This is a genomic window from Pinibacter soli (assembly GCF_029961145.1).
Taxonomy (GTDB): Bacteria; Bacteroidota; Bacteroidia; order Chitinophagales; family Chitinophagaceae; genus Pinibacter; species Pinibacter soli.
The window spans coordinates 1,918,206-1,932,798 of sequence record NZ_JASBRG010000007.1 but is presented as its reverse complement, the minus strand read 5'-3'; the positions used below and the strand labels follow the sequence as shown (position 1 = coordinate 1,932,798).

The 14,593-nt window shown below is 40.5% G+C and carries 12 protein-coding genes; 6 read left to right on the top strand and 6 right to left on the bottom strand.

The genetic code is table 11. The features are described from left to right. Positions 1–249 precede the first annotated feature (249 nt). On the top strand, positions 250–1,404 hold the full coding sequence (locus QJ048_RS18210) for an acyl-CoA dehydrogenase family protein (RefSeq protein WP_282335839.1): 1,155 nt from the start codon (positions 250–252) through the stop codon (positions 1,402–1,404). 153 nt (positions 1,405–1,557) lie between these two features. Here the strand turns inward: QJ048_RS18210 and QJ048_RS18205 are convergent, their stop codons facing one another. Next, on the bottom strand, positions 1,558–2,040 hold the full coding sequence (locus QJ048_RS18205; protein WP_282335838.1) for a YkgJ family cysteine cluster protein: 483 nt from the start codon (positions 2,038–2,040) through the stop codon (positions 1,558–1,560). A gap of 125 nt (positions 2,041–2,165) precedes the next feature. On the opposite strand from QJ048_RS18205, the gene QJ048_RS18200 reads away from it, so the two are divergent. From QJ048_RS18200 to QJ048_RS18180, 5 genes are all read left to right on the top strand, one after another. Beyond that, positions 2,166–3,068, top strand: a complete 903-nt coding sequence (locus tag QJ048_RS18200; protein WP_282335837.1) for a sterol desaturase family protein — start codon at positions 2,166–2,168, stop codon at positions 3,066–3,068. A gap of 128 nt (positions 3,069–3,196) precedes the next feature. Then, positions 3,197–4,075 carry an OmpA family protein gene (locus QJ048_RS18195; RefSeq protein ID WP_282335836.1) on the top strand — a complete coding sequence of 293 codons (879 nt, stop codon included), beginning with the start codon at positions 3,197–3,199 and terminating at the stop codon, positions 4,073–4,075. A 320-nt stretch (positions 4,076–4,395) separates the two neighbouring features. Continuing rightward, entirely contained in the window at positions 4,396–5,607 is a 1,212-nt protein-coding gene (sucC, locus tag QJ048_RS18190) for an ADP-forming succinate--CoA ligase subunit beta (RefSeq protein WP_282335835.1), read from the top strand. Positions 5,608–5,722: 115 nt separating this feature from the next. Next, positions 5,723–6,970 carry a serine hydrolase gene (locus QJ048_RS18185; RefSeq protein WP_282335834.1) on the top strand — a complete coding sequence of 416 codons (1,248 nt, stop codon included), beginning with the start codon at positions 5,723–5,725 and terminating at the stop codon, positions 6,968–6,970. 271 nt (positions 6,971–7,241) lie between these two features. Next, complete coding sequence (locus QJ048_RS18180) at positions 7,242–8,003, top strand: hypothetical protein (protein WP_282335833.1); 762 nt, start codon at positions 7,242–7,244, stop codon at positions 8,001–8,003. 96 nt (positions 8,004–8,099) lie between these two features. On the opposite strand, the gene QJ048_RS18175 is transcribed toward QJ048_RS18180, so the two are convergent. From QJ048_RS18175 to QJ048_RS18155, 5 genes are all read right to left on the bottom strand, one after another. Next, the gene (locus QJ048_RS18175; RefSeq protein ID WP_282335832.1) at positions 8,100–8,714 is read right to left on the bottom strand and encodes a peptidylprolyl isomerase; all 615 of its coding nucleotides are present in this window, start codon (positions 8,712–8,714) and stop codon (positions 8,100–8,102) included. 255 nt (positions 8,715–8,969) lie between these two features. Beyond that, positions 8,970–10,649, bottom strand: a complete 1,680-nt coding sequence (locus QJ048_RS18170; RefSeq protein ID WP_282335831.1) for a glutamine--tRNA ligase/YqeY domain fusion protein — start codon at positions 10,647–10,649, stop codon at positions 8,970–8,972. Between the two features lie 279 nt (positions 10,650–10,928). Next, complete coding sequence (locus QJ048_RS18165; protein ID WP_282335830.1) at positions 10,929–11,594, bottom strand: YggS family pyridoxal phosphate-dependent enzyme; 666 nt, start codon at positions 11,592–11,594, stop codon at positions 10,929–10,931. A gap of 114 nt (positions 11,595–11,708) precedes the next feature. Further along, entirely contained in the window at positions 11,709–13,325 is a 1,617-nt protein-coding gene (locus QJ048_RS18160) for a hypothetical protein (protein ID WP_282335829.1), read from the bottom strand. A 280-nt stretch (positions 13,326–13,605) separates the two neighbouring features. After that, positions 13,606–14,373, bottom strand: coding sequence for an ABC transporter ATP-binding protein (locus QJ048_RS18155; protein ID WP_282335828.1), 768 nt, complete (start codon positions 14,371–14,373; stop codon positions 13,606–13,608). Positions 14,374–14,593 lie beyond the last annotated feature (220 nt).

The following is a 14,593-nucleotide window of genomic DNA, read 5'->3' as shown; positions in this document are numbered from 1 at the left end:
CGCAGATTTTCATGATTTTCATGATTGGTCATGATTTTTTGTTTCGTCGGCTTCCTCAACAAAAAACGACCAGAATAGCTGAAGTCTATCTCGATATCCATTCCTCGCCCTGGTTCAAAAATTCTATCTGGATCTTGATAAATCATGACAATCATGAAAATTCGTGTTCCACTCATAAAAAAATACTAACGATCATTAGTTAGTGAAGCAACTTTCCATATATTTGGCAATAAATTTCAAAACGCCTATATGGATTTTCAATTGAACGAAGAGCACCTGATGATACAAAAAGCAGCCAGGGATTTTGCTCAAACGGAGTGTTTACCAGGTGTAATCGAAAGAGATGAATTGCAAAAATTTCCTAAGCAACAAATAGAGAAACTCGCCGACCTCGGTTTCATGGGCATGATGGTGGATCCGAAATACGGCGGCGCCGGCATGGACGCTATCAGTTATGTATTGGCAATGGAAGAAGTGAGTAAAGTGGATGCCAGTGTAAGTGTAGCAATGAGCGTAAACAACAGTCTTGTTTGTTGGGGGTTGGAAACGTATTGCAACGAAGAACAAAAACAACAATACCTCGTTCCTCTTGCACAAGGCAAAAAGGACGGAGAACTATATATCGGCGCCTTTCTTTTAAGTGAGCCCGAAGCGGGAAGCGATGCAACATCGCAGCGTACCACCGCAGAAGACATGGGCGACCATTATCTTTTAAACGGTACCAAGAACTGGATTACAAACGGAAACTCAGCTTCTGTTTACCTCGTAATTGCGCAAACCGATCCTGCTAAAGGAAGTCACGGAATCAACGCATTTATTGTTGAAAAGAATTGGCCGGGCGTTGTCGTAGGTGCAAAAGAAAACAAGATGGGGATACGTGGTAGTGATACTCACAGTATTTTGTTCAACGATGTAAAAGTGCCAAAAGAAAACAGGATTGGTGCAGATGGTTTTGGGTTCACATTCGCGATGAAAACATTGGCCGGTGGCCGGATTGGTATTGCATCCCAGGCGTTAGGTATCGCCAGCGGCGCTTACGAACTGGCATTGAAATATTCTAAAGAAAGAAAAGCTTTCGGTAAAGAGATTATGCATCACCAGGCAATACAATTCAAGCTTGCTGATATGGCTACAAAAGTAGAAGCCGCGAGGCTGCTTTGCCTGAAAGCTGCATGGGAAAAAGATCAGAAGAAAGATTATACACTGAGTTCCTCCATGGCAAAAGTATTCGCTTCAGAAGCGGCCATGTGGATCAGCACCGAAGCCGTTCAGGTACATGGCGGTTACGGCTTTGTAAAAGAATATCACGTAGAGAGATTAATGCGCGACGCAAAAATTACCCAGATCTACGAAGGCACCAGCGAGGTGCAAAGAATAGTGATCAGCAGGGCGATTCTTAAATAAACATGGAGAAAAAAGCAAAAAAAGTGCAACGAAAGTTGCACTTTTTAGTTGAAAATTGAAAGTTGAAAATGATTGATTCAAAATTTGACATTTATTGAGGATAACTTTTAATTCTCAGTTCTCCGGTCAAAACCATTTTCAATTTTCAATTAGCTAACAACTTTTCATCAGTTTCTCCAGAACATAAAAAACCGCCGGACAAAAAGTGGAATTCTTTAGTGTAATGTTCATTCGTTTTAAAATCACATCCTCATCCGTGTAAGGGAAACGTTCACAATCGGAGGGCCGCACTTCATAAATACTGCAATAATTATCGCTGCCAAGAAAAGGACAGGGCGATTGTTTTACCACGTAATCACCGTCACTATCAAGGCGAAGATATTTTTCAATAAAATCCCCTTCCTTTAGTTTCAGGTGTTTGCTAATGCGTTTAATATCAGGCGTTTTGAAACGTGGAGAATAAGTTTTGCAACAATTGGCACATTGAAGGCAATCAACATGCGTAAATGCTTCTTCGTGCAGATCAGGAAGCTGTTTCAGCACTTTGTTCTTATCTGCCCGCTGCAAAAAACTTTTATATTGTTTTTGCTTTTCCGCTGATTTCTTTTCCCAATTATGAAGAAGCTCTTTGCTCATGATAACTATTGAAATACAAGTTATTATAAAATAAATGACTGGTTAATAAGGAGAAATGGTTTGTTTCGTTGGCGATTAAACTGCAAATTTGCAGTTTATTTTCCTAACTATTAAAAACCTCAGTAGTGCATTTTCGGGAACAATTGCTTTTATTGATCAGTACTCCGCTATACATATTCATTATCGGGCTGGAAATTGTATTGAGTAATCTTCGCAAACAGGAAACCTACACTGTAAAGGACACCTTTCAAAATGTTTATATGATGCTGCTGAACGGCGGTATCGACTTGATTTTCAGGGCGGTTTATGTTGGGGTACTTGTATGGTGCTACACCCACAGGATTGTAGAGATTCATCAAGTGGTGGCATACTGGCTCATCCTCGTTTTGTTTGAAGACTTTATGTATTACTGGCTGCACCGTATGGATCATACATTGCGCTTTTTGTGGGCAGTGCATGTAACCCACCACTCATCTCAAAAATATAATTTTACTACAGGTTTCAGATCATCGGTATTTGAGCCGTTATACCGATTCATTTTCTTTTTGCCACTGGCGTTTTGTGGGTTCAAACCTCTTGATATTGTGTTTATCTACTCGGCCACACAGATATGGGGTATTATGGTACACACTGAAAAAGTGGGCAAGCTCGGCTTGCTTGAATATATTCTTGTCACCCCTTCGCATCATAAAGTACACCACGCCTCAAATCCCAAATATCTTGACAAGAACATGGGAATGTTACTCATTTTCTGGGACAAACTTTTTGGAACATTTCAGCAGGAGTTGTCGGTGGAAGAGTATCAGCCGATTCGTTTTGGGTTAACATCCCCGCTTGAGAAACAAAGTCCTTTATACCTTGTTTTTCATGAATGGGTGAGCATTTGGAAAGATGCTACGCAAAAAGACATTTCGCTAAAGGCGCGAATGGGATATTTATTCGGAGCGCCGGGATGGAGCCATGATGGATCACGCCACACCAGTGAAGATATGCGCAAAGAGGAAGACAGGTTACAGTCAAAAAAATAAGGTCACGCATCTTGTGGATCTAAATATTTTATGTCCTTTTTTGATACAGTCAAATAAGGAATACTTATAATTTTGCGATCCGTATAAGTATAAACACTTACGTGTTTTAATTGATGAAGACCAATTGTATGAAAAAAAACCTAACCGTAGCCGCATTAGTATTTGTTGCGCTGACAAGTTGTATAAGTAACAAAAAGGCAAGCAGTCTCCAAAGGCAGATTGAACAACAAAAAAATGAGCAAACAGCTCTCTTGCAAAAGCTCGATTCGATCGATGCCAGGCGAATTTCAAAAAAGAATAATGGAGAAATAGATGAAATGACTGATTCAGTCACGTATCAGTACATCAAACAGTTGCGTGATAGTATTCAAAGTCATATTCAGCAATATGATGCAATCGCCTCTACCGGATATAAGAACAAGAGAAAAAATAGAAGGACACAGGAATATTTCAGTCATGTGAGCTCTTTGTACAAAGCTGATCTTGAAAACGTGCTGTTTTTTGACGAACTCCTTGCCGCAAACACATTTGCCAAATTGAACACAGCAGTGTTCTTCGGTTCAGGTCAATATAAAATTGAAAGCAATGCCGAGGCAGAGAAAATGCTTGGGAGTGTAACCGATGAAGTGTTGAGTTTCGCGGCAAAACATTCTGATCGGGCATTGCACGCTTCGTTTATTGTACTGGGTTATGCCGATGAGGAAAATTTCACGTCAGGAAGCGAGTTGTACAAGGACCTGGCAAAAGATATGCCTGGGTCGTCCCCAGGCAGAATTCAGCTGAATGTTGAAATGTCCAACAGAAGGGCTAACTCTATCACAAACATTTTGCGTAATCAATACAGGCTGCAACGCAGCAAATATCCGGTTACAAATCTTTCTGAGTCATTCTTTTCAATAGGCAAAGGAGAACAACTGCCAGCAGGGAAAATTAATGATTATAAGCCCATCGATGAACGCAGAAGAGTGGTGTTGATCTATTGGAGCGTATTGCCAAGAATGAAATAGATCGTGAATTGAAAATTGAAAATTGAAAGTTGAAAATGACGTAGGGGCGAATCGCATTCGCCCTCCCAAACAGAAATGGAATGCAAATAAAAAATGATTGAAAAGTAGAATCGTGAGCTTTAAAAACGGGTCTCCTTTTTTTTATTCGGTGAGGCTATGCGATATTATTTTAATGTTAATTCAATAGTTCTGTTTACAACTCCTCTTACAAGCAGGTTTTACACTTCACTTCCACCCATTTTCACTTTCTAATTCCTAATTTCTAATTCCTAATTCCTGTTTAATCATTTTACCCTAAATTCGCACTCAAATATTCTGATATGAATCTTCATGAGTATCAAGCCAAAGAACTACTAAAGAAATATAATGTGCCGGTGCAGGAAGGTATTGCCTGCGACACTCCCGGCGAAGCAGAAGAAGCTTACAAACAAATCAAAACTCAGTATGGTGGTCCTTTTGCAGTTGTAAAAGCGCAGATCCATGCGGGTGGCCGTGGCAAAGGAAAAATTCGTGGGACAGAGCAACGTGGTGTAGCGATTGGCAAAAATGCAGAAGCTATTAAGGAGATCGCTCAAAATATTTTGGGTGGCACTTTGGTAACTATTCAAACTGGCGAAGCCGGTAAACTGGTTAACAAAGTATTGGTAGCACAAGACGTATATTATGAAGGCACCAATCCGGTAAAAGAATTTTACCTGAGCATCCTGTTGGATCGTGCAAAAGGACAAAACGTAATCATGTACAGCACCGAAGGTGGTATGGACATTGAAGAAGTTGCACACAACACTCCCGACAAAATCTTCAAAGAATGGGTTCACCCGGGCGGCGGTTTACAAGCGTTCCAGGCTCGCAAAATAGCTTTCAACCTCGGTTTGAGCGGTGAAGCTTTCAAAAATTGCGTGAAATTTGTAACCAATCTTTACAATGCATATGTAGGTTTGGATTGCGGCATGCTTGAGATCAATCCTTTGTTCAAAACAAGTGACGAAAAGATCATAGCAGTTGACTGTAAAATGAACCTGGACGATAACGCTTTGACTCGTCATCCAGACCTGGCTGCAATGCGCGACATCAGCGAAGAAGATCCTACTGAAGTAGAAGCAGGTAAATTCAACCTGAACTTCGTGAAATTGGATGGTAACGTAGGTTGTATGGTAAATGGTGCCGGCCTTGCGATGGCAACTATGGATATGATCAAATTGAGTGGTGGTGAGCCCGCAAACTTCCTTGACGTAGGTGGTACTGCAAATGCTCAAACTGTAGAAGCAGGTTTCCGCATCATTTTGAAAGATCCTAAAGTAAAAGCGATCCTTATCAACATCTTTGGTGGTATCGTACGTTGCGACCGCGTTGCACAAGGTGTTATCGATGCTTACAGCAAAATGGGCAACATTACTGTTCCAATCATCGTTCGTTTGCAAGGTACAAACGCTGAAGAAGCTAAAAAGCTGATCGACGAGAGCGGCCTGAAAGTACAAAGCGCTATCTTGCTGAGTGAAGCGGCAGCACTTGTAAACAAAGCAGTGGCTTAATTAAACAAAGAATCAATTTGTATATAGATCCCCCGTATTTCGGGGGATTTTTTATTATATTAAAGTTGTATTCTATTTAGATTACGATTCTGTTTGTTGTTTAAATGACAAAACAATGAAGTATCTACTGACCGGAATTTTAATTTTCGCTTTTTCTCAATCCCTGCATGCACAAGTTAATGCAGACGACTTCCTCCAAAAACTATTAATAGAAAAAGGCTCTTCGTTACTATTGAATATCCTTGACAAACCTGATAGCTTTCGATACCAAATCATCTATACACAAATTAGCAGAAGCAAACACAACAAACCGACCTTCACCAGCTATTATTTACACGTAGACAAAGAACAATATTTCAACCCTGCGTCAACGGTTAAATTACCGATCGCTTTACTGGCCTTGGAAAAGCTACACAAGCTGCATGTTCCAATGGTTGATAAATACACAACGATGTTGCTCGATAGTTCTTACAACAAGCAGACAGATGCCTGGATCGATTCTACAAGCGAGAATAAATTACCTTCTATTGCACACTATGTTCGCAAGATATTTTTGATAAGCGATAACGAAGCCTACAACAGATTGTACGAGTTTGACGGACAACAATACATCAATGAAACGTTGCAGAAAAAAGGTTACAAGAACACTGTTATAACCCGTTCATTTGCCCAAATGAACGAAGATGAGAACCGCCACACGAGCCAGGTGAGATTTGTAAATGGCGATCACCTGCTTTACACACAGCCGGCTGCTTACAGCAGTTTCAAATTTGATTTTTCTAAACAGATCAAAATCGGCAACGGCCATTTGGATCGAAATGATAGCCTGATCAAGGCGCCAATGGATTTTACCGCGCACAACAAATTTGCATTAGCAGACATGCAACAAATGTTGCAAGCCGTTTTGTTTCCTTCATCGGTAAACAGCGCCAAACGTTTTGATCTTTCAGAAGATGATTATCGGTTTCTGTATAAATACATGTCGCAATATCCTTCCGAAACAAGTTCTCCCAAATACGATACCACAGAATATATCGACAGTTACACAAAGTTCTTTTTCTTCAAAGCGGGCAAACAAAAAATTCCACCTTATATAAGAGTGTTTAACAAGGCAGGATGGAGCTATGGTTTTCTCACCGACGCGGCCTACATTGTCGACTTTTTAAATGGCGTAGAGTTCATGCTTACTGCAACCATTTACACGAACAGCGATGGTATTTTAAACGACGACAAATACGACTACGACACCATCGGCTACCCCTTTTTCGAAGAGGTCGGCAGGATCATTTACAACTACGAATTACAGCGTCAGAGAAAGAATGCGCCGGATCTGAGCAGGTTCGTCATTCAGTATGACAAATGATTGAATAACTGAGTAACTGAATAACTGAAGGTTTGTATTCGATTATTCACTTTGACTTTCAACATTCAATTATTCTTCATTCCCGGCACATGGGAAATGTTTTTTTGCCGCTCACCATGGCTTTAACAGGTACAAAATAAATCGTGGCTTCCAGCTTGCGTTTTTGAGCCGGATAGTCTAGTTTTATACTACTCCGTACAGCCTTCAATGTCCTGTATACAGCTTCCCTTCAAAGGCCTATTTTCAATTGAACATTTTTAAACACTCTATTATGAAAAAGAATTCATTGTTTTCAATGGTGCTTGCTGCGCTATTTCTGACGTTTTTCGTTAGCTGTAAAAAGGATGAGATTGATCTGAAACGCATTCCTGCAGATTTGGCTAACACTAAAATTTACCGGTATTATGGCAACATGTTTACTGATACACTAACGTTAATGGGTACTGTAAATTATAACAAATTTGGAGATCCGGTTTCAATAATAAAGCCGCCGCAGTTTGTAGGGACCGGTAATCCGAACTACACTTTTTGGTATGACAAAAAGGGAAGGCTATCCGATTTTATTGGCCTATACAGTGGTGGAATAGGTTTTGAGGGCTGGCGACATTATTATTATGATAAAAATGACAGAATTGTTCGGGATTCAGCGTACATCTTCGGCAGTATGGTAGACGGAAAGCCAAATGTTGCCGCATCGTATGCAAGTACGTATGAGTACGACGCTTTTGACAGAGTAATAAGGACCACTTTGGTAGACAGGTTTGGCCACAGTCCTTTGGTACAGGATTTTGTGTACGACGAAAGGGGAAATTTAGATGGGAGTACAACAAACTACGATAACAATTTTAACCCTCATTTATTGAACAAAGTGTGGCAATTTATTGAGTTGGATTACAGTATAAATAATGTGATCAGCGGCCCCATACAATACAACAATAAAAGGTTGCCCATCGACATGGCTATTTACGAATATAATCCTTATTTTTTGGGTCAAATAACCGGCTCTCGTGTTAAAATTGAATACAGTAAATAGAATAGTGAGCTACGAATTATAAGTTTTGAATGCCTTAAAATAAAATTCCCGCTTCATCACTAGCGGGAATTTTGTTTTAGCAAATTGTTGCTCTTGTTATCGGCCGTTTGCGCGAAGAATAGTCATTTCTTTTTTAAGATCGTCATCATACGTTTTCTTTACAATGTAGTGCCATTGTTTATCCGGAACATCAACATAAAATACCTCTCCTGTTTTATGTTTGGAAACGGCATCCTGGAACTCCTTAGGCATCATTTCTTCACCAAAGAACCAGCCTGTGTCACCGTGTGTGGTGTTGCCATCCATTGTGTATTGATCCGATAATGCATCGAATGATTGTCCTGCGTCGACCTTTTTTGTAATGATCTTTTTCATGCTGTCAATTTCTGCAGGTGTGAGACTTCCACCATCCAGGAAAATGTAGCTGGCGCGGTATTTAACTGATTCGTTTGATTCCAGCACTTTGTAGGTCGTATAACCGACATTGAACACATTACCCTTTGTTTGACGCAGAAGGCGTTTTGCAATCATAGTAGTGTCCTTACCTGCCACTACATTAAAGATAACAGGCTTAAGCGGTGCATTGGCATCAATGAATTTTTGAGCCTGCTCCATTGTAGTGATCTTTTGAAATTGTTCTGTAACGGTCGCCTGCGCAAAAACCGCAGCGGCAGAAAAAGACAGGAATACGGCGAAAAAGAGTTTTTTCATATATTTTTCTTTTGTTCTGAGATGTAAAAAGGTGCGGTACTAACGGGTAGGCGGTCATCTGAAGATAATGAATTTTTTCTGTTACTGTGTTAGGGTTTTGCTAATTAGCTAACAGATAGTTATAACAAAAAGGGGAAGCAAAAGGTTGAGGAATTTTCTAATAATTGGAGGACTCCGAATGTCAAACGCCTAACGCTAAACGCAGAGACTTTGCGTTAGGCATTAGGCGTTTGGCTTTATGCTACAAAAAGAAGATTATCCTTTCTTTACTTCTTTTGCCCAGGTATCTTTTAGCGTCACTGTTCTGTTGAAAATCAACTTTTCCTCAGACGTATCTTTGTCAAGGCAGAAATAACCTTTTCTCAAAAACTGGTAGCGGTCTTCAAATTTCGAATGTGCCAATGCAGGCTCGGCATAAACGGTTTCGACTACTTCCAAAGAATTCGGGTTGATGTAATCTTTGAAATCGCCTTCTTCGCTGGATGGATCTTCAACTCTGAAAAGCCTGTCGTACAAGCGAACTTCCGCGTGAATAGCGTCAGGCGCACTTACCCAATGCAGGGTGCCCTTCACGTTAATGCCGCTGGTGTCGCTACCACTTTTACTTTCAGGAATATAAGTGCAATGCAGTTCTGTAATATTACCATCGGCATCTTTTACAAAATCGTCGCACTTAATGATGTACGCACTTTTCAGGCGAACCATTTGTCCCGGTGCCAAGCGGAAATACTTTTTTGGAGCTACCTCCATAAAGTCTTCTCTTTCGATATACAACTCACGGGAAAAAGGAATATCGCGGTAAGTTGTATTTGGATCTTCCGGATTGTCTTCGCCTTTTAGTATTTCAGTCTTGCCTTCTTCGTAGTTGGTAATGATCACTTTCAACGGATCAAAAACCACCATTCTGCGGTGCGCCATTTTGTTCAAATCTTCGCGGATGCAGAATTCCAGCAATGATACATCGATCAGGTTCTCACGTTTTGCAACGCCTATTTTTTCTGCAAATGTGCGGATGCTTTGCGGTGTATAGCCACGGCGGCGAAACCCGCTGATGGTTGACATACGCGGATCATCCCATCCGGTAACATGCTTTTCTTCCACCAGTTGTTTCAGTTTGCGCTTACTCATTACCGTATAGGTAAGGTTGAGGCGGGAAAATTCATACTGGTGAGAAGGGAAAATGGCCAGGTTTTCAATGAACCAGTCGTATAGCGGACGGTGCGGAATGAACTCCAGCGTACAAACGGAGTGCGTAATGTTTTCAATGCTATCACTTTGGCCGTGTGCAAAATCATACATCGGGTAGATGCACCATTTGTCGCCAGTGCGGTGGTGATGTGCATGCTTAATTCGATACATAATTGGGTCACGCATATGCATGTTTGGCGAAGCCAGGTCAATTTTTGCACGCAAAACTTTCTCGCCGTCTTTGTACTTGCCGGCACGCATATCCGCAAAAAGTTGAAGGTTTTCTTCGCCGCTTCTTGAGCGGTATTGGTTGGCAACGCCCGGTTCTGTAGGCGTACCTTTTTGTTTGGCTATTTCTTCAGCAGAACTGTCATCCACATAAGCAAACCCTTTTTTGATCAGCTCCACTGCAAAATTGTAAAGCTGTTCGAAATAATCTGACGCATACAACTCATCGGCCCATTCAAAGCCGAGCCAGCGAACGTCATCTTTTATGCTGTCTACGTATTCTGTATCTTCTGTAACAGGGTTGGTATCATCGAAACGAAGATTGGTTTTGCCGCCGTATTTCTGCGCCAGACCGAAGTTCAGGCAAATACTTTTGGCGTGGCCAATGTGCAGATAACCATTGGGTTCCGGAGGAAAACGTGTTAAAATACTTTTGTAACGACCGTTCTTTAGATCCTCTTCCACAATTTCTTCAAGAAAATTGAGTGATTTTTCTTCTTCTTTCTTAATCTCGCTCATATTTAAAAAATGCCTTTTGGGCCTGCGAATTTAAGCAAATGTGAGGAAGTAGCACGCAGATGACACAGATTAGACTGATTTACACGGATTTTGAAGAAAGGACGCATCGATGGCACACAGATGATACTGATCGGACGGATGTGCACGGATTTCTTTGTAAATGTTTTGTCTGCTTGGAACCGATAAATCTTTCTTTGGAAAGGCTCTCTGATAGAGTTTAACTAGATAATCAAAAAAAATCAGTGCAAATCAGTCCAATCAGTGTCATCTGCGTGCTCTCTACTTCCTTGCGCCGAACAACAAACTTCCGATTCTCACCATTGTGCTGCCTTCTTCAACAGCAACCTGGTAATCCCCGCTCATGCCCATGGACAGAATGGAGGGTTGGCAATTGGCAGGTAATTCCTGCGATTTTAATTTATCGAAGATCGATTTCAGGTTGTGAAACTCATTCCGCACTTTTGAAAGATCATCGGAGAAGGAAGCCATTCCCATTAGTCCCGTAACACGCACGCTCGTCAGTGATGAAAGATTGGCAATGATTTCCTGCAACTCATTTTCATCCAATCCAAATTTTGATTCTTCCTGTGCGATATAAACTTGCAAAAGACAATCAATGACGCGATTGTTTTTTGAAGCTTGTTTATTGATTTCCTGCAGCAATTTTAAACTGTCAACTCCGTGAATGAGATAGACGAAAGGAGCGATGTATTTTACTTTATTGCTCTGTAAATGACCGATGAAGTGCCAATGAATGTCTGCTGGTAGAGCCGGTTGTTTTTCAGTGATTTCCTGTACATAATTTTCTCCAAAATCTCTTTGTCCCGCATTGTACAACGCCTTGATATCTTCCATCGGTTTTGTTTTAGAAACCGCAACCAGTTGTACACTTTTAGATTTCAGTTCTTCAATTATGCTATTGTACGCTTCGATGTTTACAGCCATGGAGCGAAATTAATTTGAAAATTTGGGAATTTGAAAATTTGAAAATTCTGCGAATGCGAGCTGTCGTTATCAATAGTTAACAGGCTACACAGAAAGCATTTTAAAATTTTAAAATTAGGCAGCAATTCGCCTCCATGGCAATTTTTGCAGGTTCTTGAGTATGGCGATAATGCCTGCAACAAGAAAAGGAATTACTGCGTAGAAAATTGTTGGGAATTTCAAGAGCACATAATGAATGCCAATCAGTGCGCCGATCATAACCATTTGTACAAGTACGATGACAATTCTGCCCGTTTGTTGCTGTGTGCTTGGCTGCCTCGAAAATGGCAGATAGTGTGGTGTGAGTGCTGCGATGATGAAAAAGGAAAGCAGGTTGTTGCAAAGTCCAAAAAGAAAATCATCAACAATCGGCCAATGCCAGATATACAATGCCAATGCAAACATGATCAGGTAGGCAGGCAAAAAATATTTCATCAACAATGCTTTCAGCGAGCCGGTGAGTAGTTCGCCGGGTTTATTAACCGGCGTGCTGTAAAATATCCATGAGGCCTGGAAGTTTTCATTGAAGGCCATTATCAAAATTCCTGTAGAAATGGTAAATAACGGAACATATATCAGCACGAGAAAATTGGAACTGGATGGCAGGTTTTCCCAGCTTTCGCCGATACTTTGGTTGCTTCTGAAAACAAATACAAACACAAAAATGAGAATATAAGCAAGGCTGGGGTAGAACTGTAAACGAAACTGTTTATCCCGTCCTGTTATTTTCCAGGTCATTTCAAAAGCGCTGCGTTCAAAACCTTTCTTGCAAACGAGAGTAGAAAGTTTCTGTGAAATGGAAGGTTTTTGAATATTGCTTTTTGTTCGCTTTGAGCCTTCAACTGCGTCATTGTTAAGTACCGCCAGTTTTTTGGAAAAATATGGCGCAAGATATTTGTTCAACACCCAAAAAGTGATCACTGGTATTCCGATGGCAAGTGCCGCCATCGCGATGTGTAAGCGATCAACTGAAAGAGTGTGCAGGCCATCCACTAAAAGAGCCATCCATACCGGCGGAAGAAAATAAGCGTACCAATGCAACTCAAACGACCCTGCCAATGATTTCAGATTGATAATACGCGGAATAATTTGATAACCTACAGCAAAGAAGATCGTCATGAATATCTGGAAATACGTAACGATTTCTTTTATTTTTTGCTCATTGCTAAAGCGAAGCATGACGAGGTAAAAAAGATAAGTAGTAAATACCGCAAGCAATACTGTAAGAAAAGTAGTAACGCAAAAGCCAATGCCGGTAAGTATTCCATACTTAAAAAATGTAAAAATAACCGGGAAAAAACTAAGTGCAATGGTGAATTGTAAAAGGTAGATCATGATATGCACCAGTCGCGCCATGAAAATTGTTTTGCTGGAAATTGGACGCGGAAGTATGATTTGGTTATCTGCAGTGTCGAGTAAAACAGTAGAGAAATCGGTGATCAGCGTCATCGCCATCATGAATAGCACATAAGTATGGAATATAATCATGCATAGCAGAAAGGAAGGCAGTGCGAAAACAAGAACGCCAATCATCAACCCGAAGAAACCATAGATCAGCAGCACGGTATTGAGATGATTGCGGTTTTCATTTTGCTTTGCATTCTTATAATTCAAATACACACGACGTGTATCCATCGTAAGTTTTGCATTTACAATGATCATCATTTTGTCGAAGTCTATCTCGGTGGGCATTAGACGACGGAAAAGGTAGACTAGTTTTAAGAGCAGTTTATTCAAGGCTGTTGGTAATTAATAATTAAGAATTAATAGGGGACTCGCTAATGAGATCAATTAAGAATTAAGAATTAGGAATTAAGAATTCATTCTGTGTAACGCTATAACTTTTATTCATGGGCTTACTCTGTTTGTCAGATTTGATAGTGCCTTTCAAAAAAAAATCCGTGTAAATCAGTCTAGTCAGCGTCATCTGCGTGCCCTCATTTTCAAATTTTCAAATCCCCACATTTTCAAATTATTTCAACGCTTCCACGAACTCGCCGGCCGTTAACTGGTGTTGCTCGTTGCCTGTGAGCGAAGTGAAGATCGTTTCCAGCGAACCTTTGTGTGCTTCGGAGCGAAGCGTTTCAAAGCTGCCATCCGCAATCACTTCGCCTTTGTTAATGATAACAATGCGATCGCTTATTTTCTCCACCACATCCATAATATGCGATGAATAAAAAATGGTTTTGCCCGCCAATTTTAATTGCAATAAAATTTCCTTCACCAATATCACGGCGTTTGCATCAAGTCCGCTTAGAGGTTCATCAAGAAAAATAATGTCAGGATTGTGGATGAGTCCGGAGATAAGCAACACTTTCTGGCGCATGCCTTTACTAAAATTATTCATACGCACATTTGCCTTATCATGCAGATCAAATAAACGCAATAATTCAATTGTTTTGCGATCGATAGTAGCTTCATTCAATTGGTACAAACCGCCTACAAAGCGCAAATATTCCACTGGAGTAAGCACTTCATACAGCACAGCATTTTCAGGAATATAACCGATGCGTTGTTTTACATCGATTGCATTTTTACGAATGTCCATGCCGAGCACATTTATATCGCCTTCGAAATCTTGTATAATGCCGGTGAGAATTTTTATGGTTGTGCTTTTTCCTGCGCCATTCGGGCCTATGTAACCAATGATTTGCCCGCTGTCAAAATTAAGATTGATATTTTTCAATACGTAATTGCCACTGTATTCCTTTTTCAAATTGCTGATATGAATAACGCTCATAGCAAAATTTTAGAGCTGAAATTTACCAAATAGATAATTAAGCCGTTTGTTTTTTGTTTATATGGTAAAAATTAAGTTTTATTGCATAAACCGCTTCTGCTTATTCGTGAAAGGTGAATGGTGAATCGTGAATGATTCCCTCAACCTTATTCACGGTTCACTTTTGACGATTCACGATCGCAATTCCAACCTTATCACAGCGCAATCGTAATCCGACACC

Bases quoted from the DNA above. Each gene is read 5' to 3' on its own strand.
- QJ048_RS18210 (WP_282335839.1), top strand. From the start codon at position 250: ATGGATTTTCAATTGAACGAAGAGCACCTGATGATACAAAAAGCAGCC.
- QJ048_RS18205 (WP_282335838.1), bottom strand. From the start codon at position 2,040: ATGAGCAAAGAGCTTCTTCATAATTGGGAAAAGAAATCAGCGGAAAAG.
- QJ048_RS18195 (WP_282335836.1), top strand. From the start codon at position 3,197: ATGAAAAAAAACCTAACCGTAGCCGCATTAGTATTTGTTGCGCTGACA.
- sucC (WP_282335835.1), top strand. From the start codon at position 4,396: ATGAATCTTCATGAGTATCAAGCCAAAGAACTACTAAAGAAATATAAT.
- QJ048_RS18185 (WP_282335834.1), top strand. From the start codon at position 5,723: ATGAAGTATCTACTGACCGGAATTTTAATTTTCGCTTTTTCTCAATCC.
- QJ048_RS18180 (WP_282335833.1), top strand. From the start codon at position 7,242: ATGAAAAAGAATTCATTGTTTTCAATGGTGCTTGCTGCGCTATTTCTG.
- QJ048_RS18175 (WP_282335832.1), bottom strand. From the start codon at position 8,714: ATGAAAAAACTCTTTTTCGCCGTATTCCTGTCTTTTTCTGCCGCTGCG.
- QJ048_RS18170 (WP_282335831.1), bottom strand. From the start codon at position 10,649: ATGAGCGAGATTAAGAAAGAAGAAGAAAAATCACTCAATTTTCTTGAA.
- QJ048_RS18165 (WP_282335830.1), bottom strand. From the start codon at position 11,594: ATGGCTGTAAACATCGAAGCGTACAATAGCATAATTGAAGAACTGAAA.
- QJ048_RS18160 (WP_282335829.1), bottom strand. From the start codon at position 13,325: ATGCCCACCGAGATAGACTTCGACAAAATGATGATCATTGTAAATGCA.
- QJ048_RS18155 (WP_282335828.1), bottom strand. From the start codon at position 14,373: ATGAGCGTTATTCATATCAGCAATTTGAAAAAGGAATACAGTGGCAAT.